We start from the raw sequence: 25,609 nt of genomic DNA, 5'->3' as shown, positions 1-25,609 counted from the left end.
GGGCTTTTGTGCGCCGGGCCGGGCGGGTAAGCGGTACTTTTGGGGCAATCAGCCGGAACTTGCGGGCCCCGGCTGCGTCGTTTCTACCCGCTTCCTGACCAAAACCTTATGCTGAAAATTAACAAGCAGGACGCCCTCAACTACCACTCGCAGAGCCCCGCGGGCAAAATCGAGGTAGTGCCCACCAAGCCCGTCAGCACCCAGCTTGACCTAGCGCTGGCCTACTCGCCGGGCGTGGCCGAACCCTGCCTGGCCATCGCCGCCAACCCCGACGACGTATACAAGTACACCGCCAAAGGCAACCTAGTGGCCGTTATCAGCAACGGGACGGCGGTGCTGGGGCTGGGCAACATCGGGCCCGCCGCCAGCAAGCCGGTAATGGAGGGCAAGGGCGTGCTGTTCAAGAAGTTCGCCGGGCTGGACTGCTTCGATATTGAGATCGACGCCACCGACCCCGACGAGTTCATCCGCATCGTGAAGGCGCTGGAGCCCACGTTTGGCGGCATCAACTTGGAGGACATTAAGGCCCCGGAGTGCTTTCAGATTGAGACGGCCCTGCGCGAGCAGATGAACATCCCGCTGATGCACGACGACCAGCACGGCACGGCCATCATCACGGCGGCGGCGTTGCTGAACGCGCTGGCGCTGGTGGGCAAGAAGATTGACGAAATCCAGCTGGTGGTGAGCGGGGCGGGGGCGGCGGCCGTGTCGTGCCTGCGCCTGTACCTGGCCCTGGGCTTGAAAAAGGAAAACGTGGTGGTGTTCGACAAGGACGGCCTCATCCACGAGGGGCGCACCAACTTGGCCCCCATCCAGATGCAGTTTGCCACCACGCGCCGGCTCAACAACCTGGGCGAGGCCCTGGTGGGGGCCGACATGTTCCTGGGCTTGTCGGCGGCCAACGTGCTGCCGGCCGAGTACCTGCTCACGATGGCCGCCGACCCCATCGTGTTTGCCTTGGCCAACCCGAACCCGGAAATCGAGTACGAGCTGGCCATGGGCACCCGGCCCGACCTCATCATGGCCACCGGGCGCTCCGACCACCCCAACCAAGTGAACAACGTGCTGGGCTTTCCTTACATTTTCCGGGGGGCGATGGACGTGCGGGCCACCGAAATCAACGAAGCCATGAAGCTGGCCGCCGTGCACGCCCTGGCCGAGCTGAGTCGCGAGCCCGTGCCCGACATGGTGAACCGCGCCTACGGCGACAACACGTTGGCCTTCGGCCGCAGCTACCTCATTCCCAAGCCGCTCGACCCGCGCCTCATCACCACCATCAGCCCGGCGGTGGCGCGCGCGGCGATGGAAAGCGGCGTGGCCCGCCTGCCCATCACCGACTGGGAAGCCTACGGCGACCAGCTCCACGCCCGCCTCGGCGGCAACCAGAAGCTGATGAACCGCATCACGAGCGCCGCCAAGTCGGGGCCCAAGCGGGTGGTATTTGCCGAGGGCGACAACTACAAGGTGCTGAAGGCGGCCCAGATTTTGCGCGACGAGGGCATCGCCCGGCCCATCGTGCTGGGGCCCCAGGAAAAGATCGAGGAGATTGCCCGGGCGAACAACATCGACCTGGAAGGCTGCGAAATCATCAATATTCTGAAAGAAGACGAGCGCCGCGCCGAGTTTGCCCAGCTGCTGTACCAAAAGCGCCAGCGCCGGGGCATGACGCTCTACGAGGGCCGCCGCCTGATGCGCGAACGCAACTACTACGCCGCCATGATGGTAGAAACCGGCCAGGCCGACGCCTGCATTACGGGCCTCACCAAGGACTACGGCAAGAGCATCATCCCGGCCCTGCAGGTCATTGGCACCGAAGACGGGGTGAAGCGCGTGTCGTCGATGTACATCATCCAGCACAAGCAGGGGCCCTATTTCTTCGCCGATACCACGGTGAACATCAACCCCACGGCCGAGCAAATGGTGGAAATCATCGGCCTGACCGCCCGGGCCGTACGCTTCTTCGACGCCGAGCCGCGCATCGCCGTTATCTCCTACTCCAACTTCGGCTCGAACCAGGGCGAGCTGCCCGAAAAAACCCGCCGCGCCACCGAGTTGGCCAAAGCCCGCTACCCCGATTTGCTCATCGACGGCGAAATGCAGGCCAACGTGGCCCTGAGCCCGCGCCTGCTGCAAGAGCACTACAGCTTCAGCACCCTGGCCGAAAAAGGCGCCAACACCCTCGTGTTTCCCAACGTGGAATCGGGCAATATCGCCTACAAAGTGCTTCAGGAAATCGGCGGCGCCGAGGTCATCGGCCCGGTGCTGATGGGCATGCGCAAGCCCGTCCACATTCTCCAGCTGGGGGCCTCGGTGCGCGACATCGTGAACATTGCCGCCATCGCCGTGGTCGATGCGCAGTCGGGCGGCAAGGGCATGTAGGTAGGGCCCCGGGGCTATGTTCAGGAATGCTTATAAGAATTCCTGAACATAGCCATGTCGCATTTAATTTGCGGCATGAAAAAAATTATCCTGCGTACGTTGGCCGCGCTGTTGCTGGTAGTGGTTGTGTTGGTCGTCAACACTATTTGGTTTAAGCCCTTTTTCATCCGGGCCTTTTATGAGAAGGTGTTTGCGCAGATTGCCTTCGACTCGCCCGAGCTGCTGTCGCAGCTGCGGCTGGTGGAAGGCGTGGGCATTCAGGGCCACAACCGGAAACTGGACGACGTTTCCGAGGCCAAAACCACCCAAACCCTGGCCCGGCTGCGCGACGACCTGGCCACCCTGCACCGCTACGACACCACCGGGATGCGCGGCCAGGACCGCCTCAACTACCGGGTGCTCGACTGGTACATGACCAACGCGGCGGCCGGTGCGGCCTTCCGCTACGACGATTACCCCGTGAACCAGCTCTTTGGGGTGCAGAACGAGTTTCCGGCCTTTATGGCCAACGTGCACCAGGTGCACAACCGCCGCGACGCCGACTACTACAACGAGCGGCTGGCGGCGGTGAAGGTGAAGTTTGCGCAGGTGCTGGAGGGGCTGAAAGTGCGGGAGCAGCACGGCGTGGTGCCGCCCACGTTCGTCATCGACAAGGTGCTGGCCGGGATGACGGGCCTCGTGGCGCAGCAGCCCGAGCAAAGCATCCTGTACACCTCGCTGGTCGAAAAGCTGAAAAAAGCCGACGGCCTCGACGCCGCCGCGCAGGCTGCGGTGCTGGCCGAAACCAAGCGCCAGATTACGGGCAGCGTGTACCCGGCCTATCAGCAACTCATCAGCTACTTCACGGCCCTGCGCCCCCGCTCAACCACCGACGCGGGGTGTAGAAGTTTCCCGACGGCAAGGCCTACTACGCCTACCGCCTGCGCACCATCACCACCACCAACCTCAGCGCCGTCCAGATTCACCAGTTGGGTTTGCAGGAAGTGGCGCGCATCACGGCCGAAATGCGGGCCATTTTGCAAGCCCAAAAAGTAGCTGGCGCCGACAGCGTGGGCCCCACCCTGGCCCGCCTCGGCGAAGAGCCACGCTTTCTGTACCCCGACACCGACGCGGGCCGGGCGCAGATTCTGGCCGATTACCAAACCATTCTGACCGAAGTGGACAAGGGCCTGAGCAGTGCGTTTCGCATCCGGCCCAAGGCCCGGCTGGAAGTGCGCCGGGTACCGGTGTTCAAGGAAAAAACCTCGGCCGGTGCCTACTACGACCGGGCCGCGCTCGACGGCTCGCGGCCCGGCGTGTTCTACGCCAGCCTCTACGACGTGAAGGCCACGCCCAAGTTCGGGATGCGCACGCTGGCCTACCACGAAGGCATTCCGGGGCACCACTTTCAAGTCGGCGTGGCGCAGGAGCTGAAGGGCCTGCCCACGTTCCGCACGCTGGTTTCCTTTGTTGCTTATGGCGAAGGGTGGGCCCTGTACGCCGAACGGCTGGCTTCGGAGCTGGGCTTTGAGAAAGACCCGTACGACCGGCTGGGTGGCCTGCGGGCCGAGCTGTTCCGGGCCGCCCGCCTGGTGGTGGACACCGGCCTGCACGACCAGCGCTGGACGCGCGAGCAGGCCATCGGCTACCTGCGCCGCACCACGGGCATGGCCGCTTCCGACGTGGAGGCCGAAGTGGAGCGCTACATCGTGATGCCCGGCCAGGCCTGCGCCTACAAAGTGGGGATGCTCAAAATCCTGGAGCTGCGCGAGCGGGCCAAGCAGCAGCTGGGCCCCAAATTCGACCTGCGCGATTTCCACGACGTGGTGCTGAAAAACGGGCCCCTGCCGCTGGAAATCCTGGAGCAAGTCGTGAGCGAGTACATCGCCGCCAAGAAGGCGGCCTGAGCGGTGCCGAGTTGATCGGGCCGATGGGCCTGCGCAAGCCGGTGCACATCCTGCCGCTGGGCGCTTCGGTGCTCGGCATCGTGAGCAGCGCCGCCAGCGCCGTGGCCGGTGCGCAGTTGGGCGGCCAGGGCATGTAGCGGCCCGGCCCGGCCTTTTGGAGGTAAACGGATTTAGGGCCCCGGAAGCGGCATCGATTGGCTGAGTTACGAGCCGCTTGGGGTTGACAAAGCTGAAAAAGCCAACAACGCCACCGCCACCAAGTCCGTTAAAGCCATTACATTTGCAACGGTAAAAAACAAAGGGCCAAGCCTCTCGGCCCGGCCCTTTGCCAACTACCGAAGTAAGAAAGCGAGTAGCAAAGCCCACAGGGCCTTACCTATCCCGCTTGCAAACCCCAACAAGATGCCTTTTCCGACCTCTTGCAATAGTTTATTCGCGCTGTCCCTTTTCATTTGAGTTGAAGTAAGAGGGTTGCACTAAAACCCCCGCACTTCTGAAACCCCGGCGTCTCCTAACGTCGGGGTTTCTCTTTTCAGAGGAACCCGTAGGCCGGGGGACAAACCAAACGCGCTTGCTGCAAAGGTAGCCGGGCGGCTGGCGGTTGAACAATAAACCCGTGTTTATACGTAGGCAGGTTAGCAGCCACGGCTGGAGCTAACTAAAGGAGTGGTTCAGCACTTTCTGACCGAAGCCGGCCGGGTAATTGGATTAAACCGGCGCGGGTAGTTGCTTTTCGGGGCCCCACGCATCGGACTTTCGCATGAAAGTTTAGTAAATTTGGACAGTAAAAAACCCCTCGCGGGGCCTTCCTTTCCAAATTACGGTTTTTATGATTGCTTACCTCGACGGCAAGCTGGCCTACAAAGACGCCACGCAGGCCATCATGGACCTGGGCGGCGTGGGCTACGAAGTCCGGATTTCGCTGGCCACGTTTTCGAAGCTGCCGGCCGAAGGGGCCCCGGCCAAAATCTATACCTACCAGCACATCAAGGAAGACGGCCAAACGCTGTACGGCTTCCTCGATCCGGCCGAAAAGGCGCTGTTTATGCTCCTGATTTCGGTGTCAGGCATCGGGCCGGGCACGGGCATCGTGATGGTAAGCAGCATGAGCGTGGGTGAAATCCGCGAGGCCATCGTGCACGAAAACGTGCGCGCCATCCAGAGCATCAAGGGTGTGGGGCCCAAAACGGCCCAGCGCGTCATCCTGGAGCTAAAAGATAAATTGCGCAAAGACGAGCTGCTGGCCAAGGCCGGCGTGGACACTGTGCCGCTGGCCCGCCAGCACAATACCCAGCGCGCCGAAGCGTTGCAGGCATTGGTAACGTTGGGCTTCGCCCGCGCCGCCGCCGAAAAGAACCTGGACCAAATCGCCCAAAAGCACGGCCCCGGTCTAACGGTGGAGGAAATGATTAAGTTTGCTTTGAAGTCGCACTAGGCCTTGGCGGGAAGTATTTGGCGGGGCCCCGCCAAGGCAACCCTTTTGGCCGGCGAGGTGCTCGTTGGATAATTACTCTAGTGCGCGCTGCGGGGTGCGGGAACCGTTTTGGCGGGCCCGGGCCCCCGGCGCGCGGCCGCTGCCCAACCTTTATTCTGCTTGAAATCCGGTCGTAAATTACTCTCTCCGTCGGTGGTATTGGTGGCGTCGTTGCTGGCATGGTGGGCCCAGGCCAGCCCGCTGGCCAGGCGCCCTGCCCGCATGTGGCCCCTGGCACCCAGCGCCTTGGCTGTGGTCGACGCCGCGCGCTACGCGCCGGCCGACACGGTGTACAAACCCAGCCGCCGGCCGCGGGTGGGTGCGCGCGACCGGCCGGGAAGCCCCATGGGCCAGCCGCGGCGTGAGTCGCCACTGGTGCTGCCCCTGCCGCCCAACGTGAAGCTGAACGTGGCCGTGGACGACAGCCTGCGCAACTTCGACGTGCAGGAAAAGGTGGGCGAAAACATCGACTACCGCGACCCGAGCCGGCTTACGTACAAAGAGTACGAGCAGTTTCAGCAGCGCCAGGCCATCCGCAACTACTACCGCGAGCGGGCCCGGGGCGGCATTACGGGGCCGGCCGTGGCGGCGGGCACGCCGCAGGCCCAGCGCCTGATTCCCAAAATTGACCTGGGGCCCGTGGGCGACCGGATTTTTGGCGGGCGCTACGTCGACATCCGGCCGGCGGGCGCGGTCAGCATCAAGGCGGGGGCGAAGTTCAACGTGAACGAAAACCCGGCCCTGACCCTGCGCCAGCAGCGGGTGGGCGACTTCATCTTCGACCAGAGCATGAACATTAACCTGACCGGGCAGGTCGGGACCAAGCTCAAGCTGGCGTTCAACTACGACACCAAGGCCTCGTTCGACTTCGACAACCAGATGAAGTTCGACTATTCGGGGCAGGAAACGGACATCATCCGCAAGCTGGACCTGGGCAACGTGAGCCTGCCGCTGGGTAACTCGCTGGTGCAGGGCGGCCAAAACCTGTTCGGGGCCAAGGCCCAAATGCAATTCGGGCGGCTGGGCGTGACGGCCGTGGCCGCCACCGTGCGCGGCACCGCCGACGAGGTGCGGGTGCAAAACGGGGCCCAGAGCCGGCAGTTTGAGCTGAAGGCCAGCCAGTACGAGAAGGACAAGCACTTCTTCCTGTCGCACTACTTCCGCGAGCGCTACGACCAGGCCCTGCGCAACCTGCCCACCATCCAGAGCGGCGTGCAGGTGACGCAGCTGGAGGTGTACGTGACCAACGACAACCGCACCACCGCCAGCCTGCGCAACGTGGTGGCCCTGATGGACATCGCCGAGCCGCTGCGCTTCTACCGCCAGCAATTCCTCGACGCCAGCCGCAACGCCACGGTGCGCACCCCGGCCGAAAACAAGGCCAACCGCGAGTACGCCACCCTGGTGAACGGCGGGGCCCAGGCCCGCAACGACCTCACGGCCGATTCGTACCTGGCCGGCCTGGGCCTGCTGAAAAATCTCGACTACGAGCGGGTGCGCGCCCGCAAGCTCGACCCCAACGAGTACACTTTCAACGCCGAGCTGGGCTACGTGTCGCTGAACACCACCCTGCTGCCCGACCAGGCTCTGGGCGTGAGCTACTCCTACATCTACAACGGGCGCACCTACAAGGTGGGCGAAACCGTGCAGGACTACGGCACGGTGAGCGCCGACCAGGTGATTTACCTCAAGCTGCTGCGCGCCACCAACCCCGGCATTGGCACGCTGCCCACGGCCCGGCCCGACCCGCTGGTGCCCCCGGGGCCCCCCACGCGCAACACGCCGACCTGGGACCTGATGATGAAAAACGTGTATTCGCTGAATACCACGCAGCTCAACCGCGACAACTTCCAGCTCCAACTTATTTACAAAGACGACATTACGGGCGTTGACCTTATTTCGCTCAAGGAAGGGGCCAAGATTCAGAACATCCCCCTGATTCAGGTGCTGGGCCTGGACCGGGTGAACCCCAACAACGACCGCAACCCCGACGGCAACTTCGACTTTTTCCCGGGCGTCACGGTCAATCCCGAGTTGGGCCGCATCATTTTCCCCAACGTGCAGCCCTTCGGCGACTACCTGCGGGCGCAGTTCGACACCACCGGCGTAACACCGGGTGCGAACGCGGCCAACGAACAGGCGCTGCTTCGGAAATACGTGTACACCGAGCTGTACACCCAAACCCAGAGCGACGCCCAGCAGCGCCAGGAAAAGGACAAATTCTACCTGCGCGGCCGCTACCAGGGCACCACCACCGACGAAATTAGCCTGCCGGGCATCGGGGTGGCGCAGGGCTCGGTGAAGGTGTTTTCGGGCTCGACGCTGCTCACGGAAGGCACCGACTACCAGGTGTTTTACGACCAGGCAAAGGTGAAAATCCTGAACCCGTCGTACCTGGCCTCGGCCAACGAGCTGCGCATCACCTTCGAGAAAAATGCCCTGGTGCAGGTGCAGCCGCGGCGCCTGCTGGGCACGCGCTTCGACTACAAGATGAACAAGGACGTGACGCTGGGCGGCACGGCCCTGTACTTGCTGGAAAACCAGGCCCCCGGCATCAACCGCGTGAACATCGGCGACGAGCCGGCCAACAACAGCATCGTGGGCCTCGACGGCAGCATCCGCAAGGACAGCCGGGTGCTGACCAAGCTGCTCGACCGGCTGCCGTTTTATTCGACCAAGGAGATTTCGACGTTTGCCTTCAGCGGCGAGTTTGCCAAGCTGCTGGCGGGCAAGTCGCAGCTGGGCAGCGGCGAGAACGGCACCAGCTACGTCGACGACTTCGAAAATGCCCGCACGCCCTACACCCTGGGGGGCCTCACGGCTATTCCGGCCTGGCGCCTGGCCACCACGCCGTCCACCATTTCAATGGCCACCGGCCTGGGCGTGAACTACCAGCGCGCCAAGCTGGCCTGGTACACCGTGGACCAGACCTACTACACCGGGGGCCCCAGCGTGCCGGCCAACATCGGCACCGGCGACGCAACGCTGAGCAACCACTACACCCGCGGCATTCCGCGCAACGAGGTGTTCCCGAACAAGGACCTGGGCGCCACCGGCAACGGCTACGAGTACACTTTCGACATGGCCTACTTCCCCGGCGAGCGGGGCCCCTACAACTACACGCCCAACATCGCCGCCGACGGCCAGCACTTCGCCAACAACACCGGCGTCAACCTACCCGAAAACCGCTTCGGTGGCATTTCGCGGGCCATCACGTTCGACACCGACTTCGACAACGCCAACATCGAGTACCTGGAGTTCTGGATGCTGGACCCGTTTCTGCCCGGTACCAATGGCCAAGTAAACGACTCCAATAACCCGCCCACTAACAACACCACCGGCGGCAAGCTGATCATCAACCTCGGCAATGTGAGCGAGGACTTGCTGCGCGACAGCAACCAGCACGAGTTTGAGAACGGCCTGCCCACGCCCGATCAGACGGATACCACCGGCCTCGCGCGCCGCACCATTTGGGGACGGGTGAGCCGGCAGCAGTTCCTGACCGACGCGTTTTCGGCCGCGCCGGGGGCCCGGGCCGTGCAGGACGTGGGCCTCGACGGGCTGAACGACGTGGCCGAGCAGGCCTTCGTGGCGCAGGCAAACAGCAACATTTCGGGCGTCTACAGCTCGTTTGCCGACCCGGCAGCTGACGACTTCCGCTACCATCTCGACGGGTTTTACACCGACAACAACGTCAAAATCCTGGGGCGCTACAAGAACTACAACGGCTACGAGGGCAACTCGCCCGAGGGCAGCCAGGCCACGTCCACGGCCTACCCCGACAAGGAAGACCTGAACCGCGACAACGTGATTCAGGACGTGGAGCAGTACCACGAGTACAGCATTCCGCTGGGGCCCAACGCCAGCACCAACGCCCTGAACGTGGGCCAGAACTACATCATTGACAAGGTAACTACGCCGCCCATTACGGGCAGCAGCGGCGAGTCGGTGACGTGGTACCAGTTCCGCATCCCCATCCGCGACCCCAGCCAGCGCATCGTGGTGAACGGTGCGACCAGCACCACGGACTTCGGCTACAAGTCCATCCGCTTCATCCGCATGTACATGACCGGCTGGCAGCAGCCGGTGGTGCTGCGCCTGGTACAGCCGCAGTTCGTGGCCAACCAGTGGCGCCGCTACAACTACCCCATTGCGCAGGCCCAGAGCAACTTGCCCGTCAACATCACCACCGACGCGCGGGCCTTCAGCATCTCCACCGTGAGCATCGAGGAGAACGGGCAGTCGGCCACGCCCGGCGCCATTCCGTACGTGACGCCGCCCAACATCATCCGCGACACCGAGTACGGCAGCTCGGCCGTAGCGCGGGTGCAGAACGAGCAGAGCCTGCGCCTGTCGGTAACGGGCCTCAGCGACGGCTACGCCAAGGCAGCTTACAAAAACCTGACTGTGAACATGCTGCGCTACAAGCGCCTGCGCATGTACCTGCACGCCGACGCCGACGACCCCAACATTAAAGACGGTGACGTGCGCGGCTTCGTGCGCATCGGCACCGACTATACCCAAAACTACTACGAGTACTCGGTACCGCTGGTATTCACCCGGTCTGGCCAAACCGCCCAGGCCCAGGTATGGCCCGAGGCGAACAACATTGACGTGGCGTTTCAGGATTTCATCGACGCCAAGTCGCTGCGCAACAAGCAAGTGCCGGTGAACTACTTGGTGCCTTTCACCGTGACGCTGCCCAGCGGGGCCACCGTGACGGTGGTGGGCAACCCCGACTTTTCGGCCGTGCAGGGCTGTATGATTGGCATCCTGAACCCGACCTCGGCCGACGTGGGCGCCAAGAGTGTAAACATGTGGGCCGACGAGCTGCGGGTGTACGACTTCGAGCAGCAGGCCGGCTACGCCGCCAACGCCCGCCTGAACGTAAAGCTGGCCGACTTGGCCACCGTGACGGCCACCGGCAGCTTCACCAGCATCGGCTTCGGCGGTTTGCAGGACAAGGTGCAGCAACGCTCGCTCGACGACGTGCTGCGCGGCGACCTGAACGCCGTGGTGGCCGCCGACAAACTCCTGCCTGCCCAGCTGAACCTGCGCGTGCCGGTGCTGCTGCAAGTGGGCGCCGAGCGCCGGGCCCCCGAGTACGACCCCCTCGACCCCGACACCAAGCTGCGCCAGAGCCTGGAGAAATTTACCGATGCCAACGCCCGCGCCGAGTACAGCAAGAAGGTGATTGACATGACCACCACCCGCAGCCTCTCGCTGCTGAACGTGCGCAAGGAGCGGGTGGTGGCCGCGCCGCCCGTGGGCGGGGGGCCCGCCGCGCTGCCGCGCCAGCCCAAGCCCTGGGACATTGAGAACATTGCTCTGAGCTACTCCATTGCCGAGCGCCAGCACTCCGACGTGCGCACCTCCAGCGACTACACCCGCTCGTTTCAGGCGGCGGCGGCCTACACCTTCCAAACCACGCCCAAAAACTATACGCCCTTCGCCCAGGTGAAGGCCCTGAACAACCCGTACCTGAAGTTTTTGCAGCAGGTGAACTTCACGCCGCTGCCCTCGCGCTTTGCCTTCCGCATCGACCTGGACCGGCGCTACAACGAGCGGTTTTTGCAGCGCGTGGTGAACCCCGGCGAGGTGCCCAGCACGTTTGGTATTCCGGGCGTGTACCAGAAGTCGTTCTACATCAACCGCATCTACGACCTGAGCTGGGCCCTGACCAAGGCCCTGACCATCGACTACACCGCCACCAACCGCGGCGTGATTGACGAGGGCGTGGGCCGCGCCATCGGCACCAGCCAGGAGGCCATCAGCAACCGCACGCTCATCCGCCAGAACCTGCTGGCCGGGGGCCGCACCACCAACTTCTTCCAAAAAGTATCAGCCACCTACCGCCTGCCGCTCGACAAGTTTCCGCTCACCGACTGGCTGAGCGCCGACGTGCGCTACGCAGCCAACTACACCTGGCAGGCGGCCTCTACGGCCCTCCGCTCGCCCGTGTACCCGGTGCCTACCGGCGACATCGCCAAGGACACCATGACCGTGCCGCTGGCCCTGGGCAACACCATCCAGAACAATGCCGAAACCAGTGCCAACGGCCGCATCGATCTGGTGAAGCTCTACAACAAGGTGAAGTTCCTGAACATCATCAACAACGCCCCGCCGCCGCCCCCGCGCCCCGCCCCGCCCGCCCCCGGGGCCCCGGGGGCCGCCGGCACCCGACCCAAGCCCGACGCCGCCGCGCCCCGCGACACTACCCCGGTGCTGGTGAAGGCTGTAAAGGCCGTGCTGCGCTCGCTGATGACGGCCCGCTCGCTCAACTTCACCTACGCCCGCTCCAGCGGCACGCTGCTGCCCGGCTACCTGCCCGGTACCACGGCCTTCGGTCTGAGCCACCTGCGGGGCCCCGGCATCATTGCGCCCGGCATTCCGTTCGTCATCGGCAAGCAATACGACCTGCGCGACCTCTACGAGTACGCCAACCGCAACGGCTGGTACACGGGCAGCAGCGAGTTCCTGAACACCCCGTTTAGCAGCCTGCTGACCGAAAACCTGACCCTGCGCACCACCCTGGAGCCGTTCCGCGACTTCCTCATTCAGTTGGATGCGCGCCGGCAGAAGGTGGAAAACAAGGAGGCCTACTACCGCAACCAGCTCGACACGCTGACCCTGCTGGCCGCCCGCGACCCGGCAACGGGCAACAAGATTCTGGATCCGAAGATAGCCCAGGCCCTCACGTCGGGCTCGTTCAGCACCAGCACCATCACCATCAACACGCTGTTTAACGACCTGAGCGCCAACGGGGAAGTGTCGAAGGCCTTCGCGCGATTCGTGACCAACCGGGGCTTCATCCAGAGCCGGCTGCAAGCGGCGGCGGATGCGCAGAACACGGGCCTGAACACGCCGCTGGGGGCCTACAGCTACAACTCGCAGGACGTGCTCATCCCGGCCTTCCTTGACGCCTATCACGGCCGGTCGTCGGACGGCTACCAGGCCAAGAAATTCAACCTCTTCGACCAGTTGCCTCTGCCCAACTGGAACATCGGCTACAATGGCCTCTCGCAACTGCCATTTTTCCGCAACTACTTCGCCTCCTTCACCCTCAACCACGCCTACAACTCGAGCTACAACGTGGGTTCCTACACGTCGTCCACGCTCTATAATAACAACGACCTGGACTACGCCACCCGTGCCAGCGCCACCGGCCAGTACATCCCGTACTACGTCATCGGGCAGGTGAGCATCGTGGAGCACCTGGCCCCGCTGATTGGGGTGAATTTCCAGACCCTGAATAAGGTAACCGGCCGTATGGAGTACCGCACCGACCGCCTGCTGAGCCTGAATACCACCAACGCCCAGGTGACGGAGCTGCACACCACGGCCTTGGTTATCGGCTTCGGCTACGTTACGAATGGCCTGAAGCTGCCCTTCCGAGTGGGGGGCGAGCAGCGGGTACTGAAAAATACGCTAAACGTGAAGCTCGACCTGAGCATCAACGACAACACCACCGTGCAGCGCAGCATCGTGAACACAGTAGACCCCGCCGCCGCCACCCTGCTCAACCCCGCCAGCGTGGGCACGCCCAGCAGCCAGATCGTGAACGGCTCGCGCACGTTCCAGCTGCGCCCCACCGTCGATTACCTGCTCAATACCCGCCTCAACCTCCAGTTTTACTACACCCAAACCATCACCACGCCCCGTGTCAGCAATGCCTTCCGCAACGCCACCACCGAAGGCGGCCTGCTGCTGCGCTACAGCCTGACGCAGTAAGCGCCGGGGCGAACGAGCGAATGAGGGCGCGGGGCCCCAATGCCGGGCCCCGAATGCGTCGGACTGCGCTGGCTTGCCTACTTTTGGCCCCTGATAAGCCTTGGCTGGCCCACTTACTCATTCGCCCCTTCACTCCCTCACCGCATGACCCTGCCCACCACCCTGCACTACACCAAAGACCACGAATGGATTCGCGTGGAAGGCGACGTGGCCGTCGTTGGCATCACCGACCACGCGCAGCGCGAGCTGGGCGACATTGTGTACGTCGACATCGACACCGTTGACAAAGAAGTGGCCCAGCACGACGTGTTCGGCACCGTGGAAGCCGTGAAAACGGTGTCCGACCTGTTCAGCCCCATCACCGGCACCGTGCTGGAGGTGAACTCCAAGCTGGCCGACGCCCCCGAAACCGTGAACTCGGACCCTTACGGCGACGGCTGGATGGTGAAGATTGCCATTGCCAACCCCGCCGAGCTCGAAGGCCTGCTGAGCGCCGAGGCCTACGGCGAACTGGTGGGTGCCTAGGGCCCCGGCCCCGCTGCCTATGCCAACCTTGCTGCCCCCGGCCCGCCGGCCCTACGCCGCGCTGCCCCTGCTGTGGGCCGCGTTCATGCTCCTGCTCACCCTCACGCCGGCCCGCGACATGCCCGTCACGCCGGCCTGGGAGCTGCTTTCCTTCGATACGGCCGCCCACGCAGCCGTGTTTGGGGTGCTGGCTGCCCTCAGCTGGTTTTCGCTGCGGCGGCAGCGCCGCTGGCCGGTGCTGGCCCAGCAAGCCACAGCGGTGGTGTTGGCCGGCTGCATCGCCTTCGGGGCCCTCATCGAGGTGCTGCAATACGTCATGGCCCAAGGTCGCCACGCCGAGTGGTCGGACCTGCTCAGCGACGGCATTGGGGCCCTACTGGCCCTGGTGCTGGCCGTTTTCCTGGCCCGCCGCCGCCCGGTCGCCGCCTGGGTATAGCCGGTTCAAGTAATAACGCAAAAAGCCCCTCTGCTACCGGCAGAGGGGCTTTTTGCGTTTGGCGCGAAGGCGAGCGGGTTATTTTCCGGCTTCGCTGTTGGCTTTTACCGAGAGCATGATTTGCTTGGCCACCGGCTCCCACTCGGTCTTCTGGCGGTCGGCGCAGTTGAAGGTGCAAATCATGAGCTTGCCCTGCACGTCGGTGAAAAACACCAGCGTGTAAACCTGGTGGCCCATCTCGGGCTTCATGAACTCGAGGTAGCCCACCTTGTGGTTGTTGATGTTCTTCACGCCGTCGCCGAACCAAGTGGCGTCTTTGTACTGCTTGTGGTAGGTTTTGGCAAACGTGGCGGCGTACATGTCCACCATGTCCTGGTCCGATTCGTTGTCGGAATAGTTAAAGGCCAGGCTCACCAGGTTGTTGTTGGTGAAGATGACGCTGGGGCGGCTCTGCGCCTTGGCGTAGTTAAAGTCCATTTGCTGCTCGCTCATCACCTCGAAGCCCTTGGGGATGAGAATCTCCACCCGCTCGCTGAGCACGTGTTTTTTCACCAGCTCAATTTCAGACGCGGGCCGCGCCGCCATTAAAAAGAGGCCCAGGAAGCAGAGTAAAAGGGTGGATTTCATGGGACTGGGGGTTTGGGTGAAGTTGCGGAGGGGAGTGGGCGGGGGTGAAATATAAAAGCCCTTCCGTAAAATTACCAAATCCTGGTAAAACAAAAAATGCCCGTTTTGCCCGCGCTGCCCCGGGGCCCCAGAAATGGCTTACCCGCACAGTACAAGCTGTTTAGCAAAATATGGTCAATTTGCTTGAATAAGGCCTAATACGTTTCGAGTTGTCATTTAAAAGCAAAAATTATCAGTAGTTTATTGCTATTGGTTAATATGTTGAATATGCATTATTTGCCCTGAATAATGCAAATATATTTTCACGATTTAACAGTTGCTTAAACGCTGCCGCGACGGGCCGATGTGGACCTAAAGGATGTTGTTCAACTGCTCCTTTATTTTCTCCAATTCTTCCTTCATGCCCACCACTAGGTGCTGCACGGTGGCATCGTTGGCCTTCGAGCCGATGGTATTGATTTCGCGGCCGATTTCCTGGGCCAGGAAGGCGAGCTTCTTGCCCACAGCCTCGTCGGGCTGGCGGGCGGCTTGCTCGAAGTAGGTGAGGTGAGCGGCGAGGCGCACTTTTTCTTCGGCGATGTCGAGCTTCTCTATATAATACAGCACTTCCTGCTCGAAGCGCGTGGCGTTGAACTGCTCGTGGCTGGTGAGTTCGGCCAGGTGGCCCTGCAAGCGCTGGCGCACGTGGGCAATGCGGGCGGGGTCGTGCAATTCGACGGCGGCCAGCTGCTGCCGGATGGTGGCCACGTAGCCCAGAATTTCGGCCGTGAGCGTCGCGCCCTCGTCGCGCCGGAACTGCTGGAGGGCCCCCAGGGCCTCGTGCAGCAGCGGTTGCAGTTCGGCCCAGGGCACGTCGTCGGCCACGGGCTCGGCGTCGCGGGCGTCGGCGGCGCTGGGCACCACGCCCGGCAGGCGCAGGGCGGCGAGCAGGGTGTTTTCGCCGGCGCGCAGGCCCAGGCCCTCGGCCACGGCGCGCAGCTCGTGGAAGGCGGCTACCAGGGCTTCCTTATTAAGGGCAGTGGCGGTGCGGGCAGCGGTGGGCCGCACGAAGTCGAGGGCGAAGTTGACCTTGCCGCGGAGCAGCTCCTTGGCCACGGCGTTGCGGATTTCGAGCTCGTGCGGCAGCAGGAAGCGCGGCAGGCGCAGGGTGATGTCGAGGGTTTTGGAGTTGAGCGATTTCAGCTCGACGGTGGCGGCGTAGGCGTCGGTCTCGCGGTGGGCCTGGCCGTAGCCGGTCATGGAAATAAGCATGGGGGAAGGGGTGCAGTGCGGGTGGGCCGCAAAGATCGGCACGGCGGGCCGGGGCCCCAGCGGCCGGGCTACCGGGGCCCCGGCCAATGTTACCGTTAGATTAAGGCTATGTTAATAACACAACGATTAAGCAACATGCATTCCTGAAATCAGCCAAATGCGGGCCGGAACTTTGTGCCCGAAACCAACCCCGCATTTTATGCTCCCCAACCGTACCGTTTTCTTTCGTGGCCTGCTGCTCGTGCTCTTGGCCTGGACGACGACTGCCCGTGCGCAGGTAACTACCTCGGCCATAAGCGGCAAGGTGACCTCCGACAAGGGCGAAGACTTAATTGGCGTGACGGTAGTGGCCACCAACGTGCCCACCGGTACCAAGCGCGGCACCGGCACCGAGCCCGACGGCCGCTTCAGCATTCCGAACCTGGCCCCCGGCGGGCCCTACAGCGTGACGGTAACCTACGTGGGCTACAAAGAGCAGACCATCGGCGGCGTGTTCCTGACCCTGGGCAATACCACCCGCCTGAACGTGGTGTTGGTGACCGAAGCCCAGCAATTGAATGAAGTAGTGGTGGTGGGCAACACCGAAGCCACCAAAACCGGGGCCGGCACCAACGTGGGCCGCGCCGCCATCCAGCAGCTGCCCACCATCACGCGCAGCATCCAGGACTTCACTCGCCTCGACCCGCGCAACTCGAACAACTCGTTCGCGGGCAGCTCGTTCCGCTACAACAACATCACCCTCGACGGGGCCGTGAACAACGACGCCATCGGCTTCTCGCCCTCGCTGGGCGGCACCAGCGGCACCAGCGGCCTGCCCGGCAGCTCAGCCCGCGCCAACCCGATTTCGCTCGACGCCATCCAGGAAATTCAAGCCCAGGTGGCCCCGTTTGATGTGAAGCTGGGCAACTTCACCGGTGGCTCCATCAACGCCGTGACCCGCTCGGGCACCAACGACTTCCACGGCTCGGTGTACGGCTACGGCCGCAACCAGGGCATCACGGGCCGCAGCATCGACGGCGCGGACACCAAAATCGGCTCGGCCTACCACGACTACCAGACGGGCGTGCGCCTCGGGGGCCCCATCATCAAGAACAAGCTGTTCTTCTTCGGCAACTACGAAATCGCCCGCCGCAACGAGCCCCAGTTCTACGCCGCCGGGGCCCCCGGCTCGCCCGTGTCCATCGACCTAGCCCAGACCATCAGCAGCAAGCTGCAAAATACCTACAACTACAACGTGGGGGCCTACGGCGACTACAACATCTACGCCAACAGCAACAAGCTCTTTGGCCGCCTCGACTGGAACGTGGACGACAAAACCAGCATCACGCTGCGCCACAACTACGTGAAGTCGGAAGCCACCAACCTGGAGCGCTCCAACAGCTTGTTCAAGTTTGGCTCGCAGGACTTTGTGCAAAACAACCTGCAAAACTCGACGGTGCTGGAAGTGAAGTCGAACTTCAGCAACAAGCTCTCCAACAACCTGATCCTGGGCTACACCGACATCCACGACTACCGCTCGCTGCTGGGCGGCCAAGCCAGCGTGTTCCCGGCGGTGCAAATCAACAACGTGGGCCTGAACGCCGGCAACGGCTACCTGGGCTCGAACCAGATTTTGCTGGGCTCGGACCGCGAGGCGAGCATCTTCAACACCCGCACGAAGACCTTCGAAATCACCGACAACCTGACCTACTACACCGGGGCCCACGCCCTGACGCTGGGCACCCACAACGAGCTGTACAAGATTGACTACGGCTTCATCAACTCCTGGAACGGCCGCATCGAGTACAACAACGTGGCCCAGTTCCTGGCCGACCAGCCCAACCGCATCCGCGGTACCTACAACATCGCCGACAACAGCTACGCCAACAACTACAACAACCCCTCGGCCCAGTTCAACATCAACCTGTACTCGGCCTACTTGCAGGACGAGTGGACGGTGAGCGACCGGTTGAAAATCAGCCCCGGCATTCGCTTCGATCTGACCTCGCTGCCCACCCCGCCGGCCCTGAACTCGACCTTGGTGAACAACCCCGCCAACGACGCCCGCACCCTGAACCAGACCTACCAGCACACCAACTGGACGGACCTGAAGAACAACATCCTGGGCAAGGTACAAGTCTCGCCCCGCCTAGGCGTCAACTTCGACGTGAAGGGCGACCAGAGCGTGGTGATCCGCGGCGGTACGGGCTTGTTCACGGGCCGCGTGCCGTTTGCCTGGCTCGGCTACGCCTATTACAACAACGGCATCAACTACAACTCGGTGGATTTGAACAACATCCAGCCTAGTACTACTTCCACCACGGGCCCCAAGTACCTGCTCAACCAGGACCCGAACAAGATTTACGCCCAACTGCCCGCCTCGGCCCAGAACACGACGGAGGTGAACCTGATCGACAACAACTTCAAGATGCCGCAGGTGTGGCGCTCGTCGCTGGCCCTCGACCTGAAACTGCCCGGCGGCGTGCGCGCCTCGGTGGAAGGCCTCTACACGAAAGTGATTCAGGACGTGAAGTTTGAGAACATCAACCTGATCGACAACGCCACCTACTTCAGCCAGGGCCCCACCCAGACGCCCCGCTACGCGGGCTACACCTTCCCCGGCGCCACCACCGCCGCCACCAAGGTGAACACGGCCTTCTCGAACGCCTTTTTCCTGACCAACACCCAGCAGGGCTACCGCTACCAGCTCACGGGCTCGCTGGGCAAAACGTTCGCCAACGTGTTTGACGCCAACGTGGCCTACACCTACGGCCAGAGCAAGGACATCAGCAACGGCATCCGCAACTCGCCCCAGAGCAACTGGGAGCTGAACCCGGCCCTGAACGTGAACAACCCCGGCCTAGCCTACTCCAACTTCGACCTGCGCCACCGCGTGGTAAGCTCCTTGAACCTGCACCACAACATCGGCGACCGGTTCACGGCCTACGCCACCGCGGTGCTGACCTTCGCCAGCGGCTCGCCGTTCACCTACGTCTACAACAACAACTTCTTCGGCAACGGCCAGCAGAACGTGCAGCTGGCCTACATCCCCGGCTCGGCCGCCGACATCACGCTGGTCTCGCGCGCTAGCTCAACGGCCCCTTACACCGTGGAAGCCTCCGGGGCCCAGTACGCCGCCCTGAGCAGCTTCATCGACAACGACCCGTACCTGAAAACCCGCCGCGGCCAGTACGCCGAGCGCAACGGCGCCCGCACCCCCTGGAACGACCAGGCCGACGTGCGCCTGATGGTGGAAGCCCGCTTGGGCAACCTCTCGCCCAACGCCGCCGGCGTGGTGGCCCCCGGCCATAGCATCCAGATTTCGTTCGACGTGGTGAACGTGGGCAACATGCTGAACAAGAACTGGGGCCGCCAGTACTTCGTGCCGAACACCTTCAACTCGACGCTCGGCACGGGCCTTTCGCAGGTGGCCTTCGCCGATGCCGCCGGCAACATCTCGACCACCTACAGCGCCGGCACCTTCAACCGCCCGGCCTTCACCTACAACGGCTCGCCGGCTACCTACGCCATCGACCAGCTGGCCTCGCGCTGGCAGGGGCAGCTGGGCCTGCGCTACTCGTTCTAAGCCGCTCTTCCAGGTTGCCTCGGCGGACCCGACCGCCCCGCCCGGCCCAAAAGCAAAGCCCGCCCGCAACGGCGGGCTTTACTTTTGGGGCCCCGGCCAAGCTTGGCGGGGCCCCGCGCGCCGCGGTTCCTTCGGCTTTCCTCATGAGAATTCTGCACCTGCCCAAGTGGTACCCGCACCGCTACGACGACCAGGACGGCGACTTCATCGGGCGGCACGTGGCGGCCATTGCGGCGGCGGCCGGCCCGGGGGCACAGGTGGCGGTGGTGTTTGCCGCCGTGGCGCGGGGGCCCCTGGCTAGCTTTATTGAGGAAGATATTGACCGGACGGGCCCCGTGCCCACCTGGCGCTACTACTACCGCGCCCGCCCCACCGGCTGGGGGCCCCTGGACCGGCTGCTGAAGCTGGGCCTGTGGCTGGCCTGCCAGCGGCGCGGTTACCGGGCCGTGCGCCGCCACTGGGGCGGCGCGGGCCCCGACCTGGTGCACGCCCACATTTTGCTGCGCACGGGCCTGGCGGCGTGGTGGCTGAAGGCGCGGCACGGCATCCCGTACGTCGTCACCGAGCAGTGGACGCTGTACCTGCCGGCGCGGGTGGCGCAGGTGGGCTGGGGGCGGCGGTGGCTCACGCGGGCGGTGGTGCGGCGGGCAGGCGCTCTGCACGCGGTGTCGCAGGCGCTGGCCGATGCCCTGGGGGCCCTGGGTGCCCGCGCCCCGCGCACGGCCGTCATCGCCAACGTGGTGGACGCCGCGCTGTTCCGGCCCGTGGCGGCTGGCGCCGACAACCCCGACCACGCCCGCCGGCTGCTGCACGTGGCCGCCTACCACGACCGGGTGAAGAACCTCTCGGGCGTGCTGCGAGTGGTGGCTGCCCTGCGCCCGGCCTGGCCCGGCCTGTGCCTGCGCGTGGCCGGCTACGGCCCCGACGAGGCCGCCCTGCGCCGCTACGCCGCCGAGTTGGGCCTGCTGGCCGACGGCACGGTGGAATTTCTGGGCAAGCTGCCGCACGCCGCCGTGGCCGCCGAAATGGCGCAGGCCACGGCGCTGGTGTCCTTCAGCCGGGCCGAAACTTTTGGGGTGGTGCTGCTGGAGGCCCGCGCCTGCGGCCGGCCGGTGGTGGCCACCCGCATGGGCAGCGTGCCCGAGCTGTTCGCCCCCGAAGGCGCCTTCGGCCTACTGGTAGCGCCCGACGACGAGGCTGCCCTGGCCGGGGCCCTGGCCGAAGTGCTGGCCCGTCCCGGGCAGTTCGACGGGGCCCGCCTGCGGGCCGACGCCGAGGCCCGGTGCAGCCCCGCCGCCGTGGGCACGGCCTTTTGGGCCCTGTATGCGGAGGTGGTTTCTTAGTTGTCAGTTGCTGGTTGTCAGTTGCTAGACGTTTGTTTGATGCATTCCCAATAACCAGCAACTGACAACCAGCAACTGACAACCAGCAACTGACAACCAGCAACTGACAACCAGCAACTGACAACCAGCAACTGACAACCAGCAACTGACAACCAGCAACTGACAACCAGCAACTGACAACCAGCAACTGACAACCAGCAACTGACAACCAGCAACTGACAACCAGCAACTGACAACCAGCAACTGACAACCAGCAACTGACAACTAATTCACTTTACCACTTGCAGCCAGCCTTTTACGCGGTGGCCGTCGGGGTAGTGGAGGAGGTAGTAGTAGGTGCCGGCGGGCTGGCCCTCGGCGGCCCAATCGTTCTGGTAGGCCACGGCTTCGAATACCGGCTGGCCCCAGCGCGAGAAAATCTGGATGCGGGGCGCGCAGCTGGCGGGCAGGCGGAAGGTTTGGTTGAGGCCGTCGCCGTTGGGGGTGATGATGTTGGGCAGCGGGGCGTCGGTGGCCTCGACGGGGGCCAGGGCGGCGGTGGTTTCGCAGCGGCCGTTGTTGTAGCGCAGGCGCAGCGTGGGCTGGTAGCGGCCGGCCGCGGCGTAGGTGTGCGCCGGGCTAGCGTCGGTGCTCTGGGTGCCGTCGCCGAAGTCCCACACGGTGCCCGAAACCGCCGCGCCGTTGGTAGCTGCCCCAAGGTTGAACTGCACCCGCAGCGGCACCTGCCGGTCTTCGGGGCAGGCCGCTGGGGCCCAACCAGCCACCACGGCCGGCACCGGGGCCACGCCCACGCGCCGCACCGCGCTGGTGCTGCAACTGCCCGCCGCGTACGTGAGGGCCACCGAGCCGCTAAACCCCGCCGGCGGCGTGAACACGTAGCCCGTAGCGGCGTTGCCGCTCACGCCCGGCCCGCTCCAGGTGCCGCCCGCCGGGGCCCCGCGCAGGGCAAACGGCCGGGTGCTGCCCGGGCACAGCAGCGTATCGGCCGGCACTTGGGCGGCCACGGGGTTGGCCACCGTGATGGCCAGCATGGCATCGACGGCGCACTGCCCGGTCGAAACGGAGTACCTCAGTTGAAAAGTGCCGGCGGTAGTGGGCGTGAAGTAGTAAGCACTCCCGGAATAGAACACCCCGAAACCCGCCCAGTAGCCACCGGCCGGTGTGGCCGCCAGCAGCTGCGGCGCGGGGTTGTTGGTGCACAGCACCGGCACGGGCGCGAAGGCAATGGCCGGCACCGGGTTCACCGTAATCACGCGGGTGAGGGTGGCGGCGCAGCTCCCGCCCGGGGCCCCCACGGTGTAGGTGAGGGCGTTGGCGCCCGGGCTGGCCTTGGCGGGGTCGAAGGAGTAGCCCGCGACGCTGCCGCCCACGCCGGGCCCGCTCCAGGTGCCGCCGGCGGGGCTGGCCACCAGGGCCGTGGGCGCGGCGTTGGCACAAAACTGCGTTTGGGGCCCCACTTCCGTGATGCGCAGCACGCTCACCTGCTGGGTAGCAATGCTGGGGCAGCCCGTGTCGTAGGTGTAGGTGAGGGTGAAAGTGCCATTGCCGGTAGCCTTGGGGTCGAACACGAAGCCCGTGGCCACGCTGCCGCTCACGCCGGGGCCCGAAAACACGCCGCCCGCCGGCGTGCCCGCCAGCGGTACCGGCGCCGGGCCGGTGGGCGCGGTGGGGGCCCCCGCGCCGTAGGTAATGGCGGGCAGGCAGTACGCCGCCTGCGGCAGCGCGGCAAACGTGGCCGTGGGTGGCGCCGTCACCGTGATGCGCCGTGCCGAGCTGGTGGTGCAGTCGCCGGTGCTGGCCACGGTGTAGGTGAGCACGTGGGGCCCCGCACCGGCCGCGGTGGGGTTGAAGACGAAGCCCGCTGCCGCGCTGCCGCTCACGCCGTCGCCGGCCCAGGTGCCGCCGCCCGGGCTGCCCACCAAGGCCAGGGGCCCCGCGGTAAGGCAGCGCTCCTGGTCGGCACCGGCCTGGGCAATGTCGGGCTGGAAGTTGAGCACGAACGCCGCGTTGTTGCAGGTGCCGGCGCTGCCGTTGGTGGGCGAATAGGTGTTCACGCCCGGCGGAATGGGGAAGCCGGTGGTGGTGAAGCACGAGCAAACCGCCTGGTAGACAACGCCCCGCGGGTCGAAGCGCGAGGTGCCGCCGTCCACATGCTCGCCGATGCTGGCGGTGCTGGTGTTGCCGAAGTACGTGCCGTAGCCCAGGGCCGTGAGGCCGGCCGCGAACTGGGCCAGGTAGAAGTTGCTGCCGTTGGTGGTGCGCTGGGCCGCGTCGGCCGTCACGGGCAGGTTGTAGGTCGAGCCGCCCGCATTGGCGCTCAGGTACGCCGCCCCCGCCAGGTTGCTGGTGCCGCCCCAGCCGCACACAAACACCCGGTCGCAGCGGTCCACCAAAAAGGCGGTGGGCGCGATGTCCACGCTGGCCCGGCCGCTGCCGAACACCGTGGCCAGCTGCGTCTGGGCCAGGTCGGCGCTCAGTTTATGGATGAACTGCCGGCCGTTGGCATTTTGGTACAGGCCGGCGGTGGTGGGGTAGGCCCCCAGCGTTTGGCCCAGCGTGTACACCCCGCCGTCGGAGCCGAGTTGCAGGAAGTACGCCTGGTCGTAGGCGCTGGTGCCCAGGTAGGTAGTGCGGCGCAGGGTGGTGCCGTCGGCGCTGATGCGGGCCGCGAAGCCATCCACCCCGCCCAGGGCCCCCGGGTGCAGGGCCCCCGCCGTGGCCGGTAGGTCGGGGCTGAGCGTGCCGCCGGCCACGTACACCTCGCCGCTGCCGGGCGCCACTTGCAGCGAGTAGGCCGCGTCGGAGGCGCTGCCGCCCAGGTAGCTGCCCCACAGCAGGCTGGTCAGGCCCGCGTTCAGCTTGCACACCACCCCATCGGAGGTGCCGCCGCGGTAGGTGCTTTGGAAGCCGCGCGCCACCGGGAAGTTGCTCGACGACGTGCACGAGGCCACGTACACGTTGCCGGCCGCGTCCACCCCAATGTCGCCCCGGAACGAGTCGCCGTAATTATGGGCCAGCTGCACCACGCTGCTGAAGGGTTGGAGCGGCAGCAGGCCGTCGTTGCCGCTGCCGCCCAGGTAGGTGCTGCCCGCTAGGGCTGCCCCATCGGCGCTGAAACGGCTGATAACCAAGTCGGAGCCCGGAATCTCGTACGCCGTGCCGTCGCCAAACGGGTCGGCTACGGTGCCGCCCCCGAAGGTGCGTTGCAGGGCCCCCGCCGTGGTGGGAAAGTCGGCCGAGGCCGTGGTGCCCAGCACCAGCAGCTCGCCGCGGCCGTTCACCACCAGGCTGTGGGGGTAGTCGGCGCGGGTGCCGCCCAGGTAGGTGGCCCACACGCGGGCCGAGGCGCCGTTGGCGGCCACGTTGTACTTGATCAGGGCCATGTCAATCACGCCCCCGAACGTGGTTTTATAGGCCCCCACCGTGGCCGGGTAGCCGGGCCCGAAGGCAATGCCGCCGGAGTACAAATTGCCCTGCGCATCGTACGTCGCCGTGAAGCCCCAGTTGTTGGCCAGCGAGCCGGTGTAGGTGGCAAAGACCACCACCGGGTCGATGGTCAGGGCGCGGGTGTGGTCGTAGGGCCCCAGGGCGAAATGCACCACGTCGCCGCTCAGCGCGTAGCGGCAGGCCACGGGCTGGCGCTGGCCCTGGGCATCGGTTTGCCAGGCCTGGGGAGCCAGCTCCTCCAGGGTGCCGGCGCTGGTTTGCACCTGCAAGCGGCCGTCGGGGGCCAGGCGCACGGCGTCGGCGCCGGCGTGGCGCAGGCCGATGGCGGCCGCATTAGCCCCGGCAGCCACCTCAAAATCGTACTCCAATTGCTGCTGAGCGTTTTCGTAAAAGCGCGCGTCCACGCCCGGCCACAGCCCGGCGTAGTGCAATTGCCGGTAGCTGCGCACGCCCCGGGCCCAGTGCGCCGCATCGGCCCCCAGGAAGTAGTTGCGCCGCTCGGCCGTGGGGCCCTCGGGGGTGATGCGGGCCGGGGCCGCGCCCGCAAAGCGCAGGTCCAGGGCGTGGGCGCGCACGGGGGCCTCGGGCGCCGGGTGGGCGCGGTGCCCAGGCAGGTCTACGTCGCTGAACAAGGCGAACCGCAACCCGTCGGCCTCGGCAAACAGGCGGCCCCCGGGCACGGCTGCGGCGTAGCGCACGGGCGCGGCCCATTGGCCTTTGTTCTCAATGAATTCGAGGGTGGGCGCGGGGGCGGCGCTGGCGTGGTGGACGGGCGCCGCGTGGGCCAGGGGCCCCAGCAACGCTACGCCCAGAAGCATAAAGAGTGTTTTCACTTGGTATTTATCGAGGACGGGGATAGCAACCAATAAAGATAGAATGCCCATCCATGCGCCGCCCGCCGCGGGCTTAAAAGCAGAGAAAAATCCTGTTTAAACCCCGTAAAAG

Annotated in this window: 10 protein-coding genes and 1 pseudogene; 8 read left to right on the top strand and 3 right to left on the bottom strand. The window is 64.8% G+C overall.

What is annotated here, in order from left to right:
• Positions 1 to 108 precede the first annotated feature (108 nt).
• From AXW84_RS18860 to AXW84_RS18835, 6 genes and pseudogenes are all read left to right on the top strand, one after another.
• Positions 109 to 2,379, top strand: coding sequence for an NADP-dependent malic enzyme (locus AXW84_RS18860; RefSeq protein WP_204248390.1), 2,271 nt, complete (start codon positions 109 to 111; stop codon positions 2,377 to 2,379).
• Positions 2,380 to 2,433: 54 nt separating this feature from the next.
• Positions 2,434 to 4,265 (top strand): annotated as a pseudogene (locus AXW84_RS26590) (DUF885 domain-containing protein).
• An 829-nt stretch (positions 4,266 to 5,094) separates the two neighbouring features.
• On the top strand, positions 5,095 to 5,700 hold the full coding sequence (gene ruvA / locus AXW84_RS18850) for a Holliday junction branch migration protein RuvA (RefSeq protein ID WP_068236864.1): 606 nt from the start codon (positions 5,095 to 5,097) through the stop codon (positions 5,698 to 5,700).
• A gap of 261 nt (positions 5,701 to 5,961) precedes the next feature.
• On the top strand, positions 5,962 to 13,470 hold the full coding sequence (gene sprA, locus AXW84_RS18845; protein WP_157887126.1) for a T9SS outer membrane translocon Sov/SprA: 7,509 nt from the start codon (positions 5,962 to 5,964) through the stop codon (positions 13,468 to 13,470).
• Between the two features lie 144 nt (positions 13,471 to 13,614).
• Complete coding sequence (gcvH, locus tag AXW84_RS18840) at positions 13,615 to 13,995, top strand: glycine cleavage system protein GcvH (protein ID WP_068236861.1); 381 nt, start codon at positions 13,615 to 13,617, stop codon at positions 13,993 to 13,995.
• A gap of 19 nt (positions 13,996 to 14,014) precedes the next feature.
• A complete protein-coding gene (locus tag AXW84_RS18835) occupies positions 14,015 to 14,431 on the top strand; it encodes a VanZ family protein (RefSeq protein ID WP_068236858.1) in 417 nt (138 codons plus the stop codon).
• Positions 14,432 to 14,509: 78 nt separating this feature from the next.
• On the opposite strand, the gene AXW84_RS18830 is transcribed toward AXW84_RS18835, so the two are convergent.
• On the bottom strand, positions 14,510 to 15,058 hold the full coding sequence (locus AXW84_RS18830; RefSeq protein WP_157887125.1) for a hypothetical protein: 549 nt from the start codon (positions 15,056 to 15,058) through the stop codon (positions 14,510 to 14,512).
• A gap of 351 nt (positions 15,059 to 15,409) precedes the next feature.
• Positions 15,410 to 16,309, bottom strand: a complete 900-nt coding sequence (locus AXW84_RS18825; RefSeq protein WP_068239717.1) for a YicC/YloC family endoribonuclease — start codon at positions 16,307 to 16,309, stop codon at positions 15,410 to 15,412.
• Between the two features lie 199 nt (positions 16,310 to 16,508).
• Here AXW84_RS18825 and AXW84_RS18820 point away from each other — a divergent pair, with 199 nt between their 5' ends.
• Complete coding sequence (locus AXW84_RS18820; RefSeq protein WP_068236852.1) at positions 16,509 to 19,874, top strand: TonB-dependent receptor; 3,366 nt, start codon at positions 16,509 to 16,511, stop codon at positions 19,872 to 19,874.
• A 143-nt stretch (positions 19,875 to 20,017) separates the two neighbouring features.
• The gene (locus AXW84_RS18815) at positions 20,018 to 21,217 is read left to right on the top strand and encodes a glycosyltransferase (protein ID WP_068236849.1); all 1,200 of its coding nucleotides are present in this window, start codon (positions 20,018 to 20,020) and stop codon (positions 21,215 to 21,217) included.
• 269 nt (positions 21,218 to 21,486) lie between these two features.
• On the opposite strand, the gene AXW84_RS18810 is transcribed toward AXW84_RS18815, so the two are convergent.
• A complete protein-coding gene (locus AXW84_RS18810; RefSeq protein ID WP_157887124.1) occupies positions 21,487 to 25,497 on the bottom strand; it encodes a DUF7948 domain-containing protein in 4,011 nt (1,336 codons plus the stop codon).
• Positions 25,498 to 25,609: the final 112 nt, after the last annotated feature.

This window comes from Hymenobacter sp. PAMC 26628 (assembly GCF_001562275.1).
Taxonomy (GTDB): Bacteria; Bacteroidota; Bacteroidia; order Cytophagales; family Hymenobacteraceae; genus Hymenobacter.
Note: the sequence above shows the minus strand (reverse complement) of the source record. Positions and strands in the feature narration are given on the sequence as shown.

Coding starts and splice junctions, on each gene's coding strand:
- AXW84_RS18860 (WP_204248390.1), top strand. CDS start 109: ATGCTGAAAATTAACAAGCAGGACGCCCTCAACTACCACTCGCAGAGC.
- ruvA (WP_068236864.1), top strand. CDS start 5,095: ATGATTGCTTACCTCGACGGCAAGCTGGCCTACAAAGACGCCACGCAG.
- sprA (WP_157887126.1), top strand. CDS start 5,962: ATGTGGCCCCTGGCACCCAGCGCCTTGGCTGTGGTCGACGCCGCGCGC.
- gcvH (WP_068236861.1), top strand. CDS start 13,615: ATGACCCTGCCCACCACCCTGCACTACACCAAAGACCACGAATGGATT.
- AXW84_RS18835 (WP_068236858.1), top strand. CDS start 14,015: ATGCCAACCTTGCTGCCCCCGGCCCGCCGGCCCTACGCCGCGCTGCCC.
- AXW84_RS18830 (WP_157887125.1), bottom strand. CDS start 15,058: ATGAAATCCACCCTTTTACTCTGCTTCCTGGGCCTCTTTTTAATGGCG.
- AXW84_RS18825 (WP_068239717.1), bottom strand. CDS start 16,309: ATGCTTATTTCCATGACCGGCTACGGCCAGGCCCACCGCGAGACCGAC.
- AXW84_RS18820 (WP_068236852.1), top strand. CDS start 16,509: ATGCTCCCCAACCGTACCGTTTTCTTTCGTGGCCTGCTGCTCGTGCTC.
- AXW84_RS18815 (WP_068236849.1), top strand. CDS start 20,018: ATGAGAATTCTGCACCTGCCCAAGTGGTACCCGCACCGCTACGACGAC.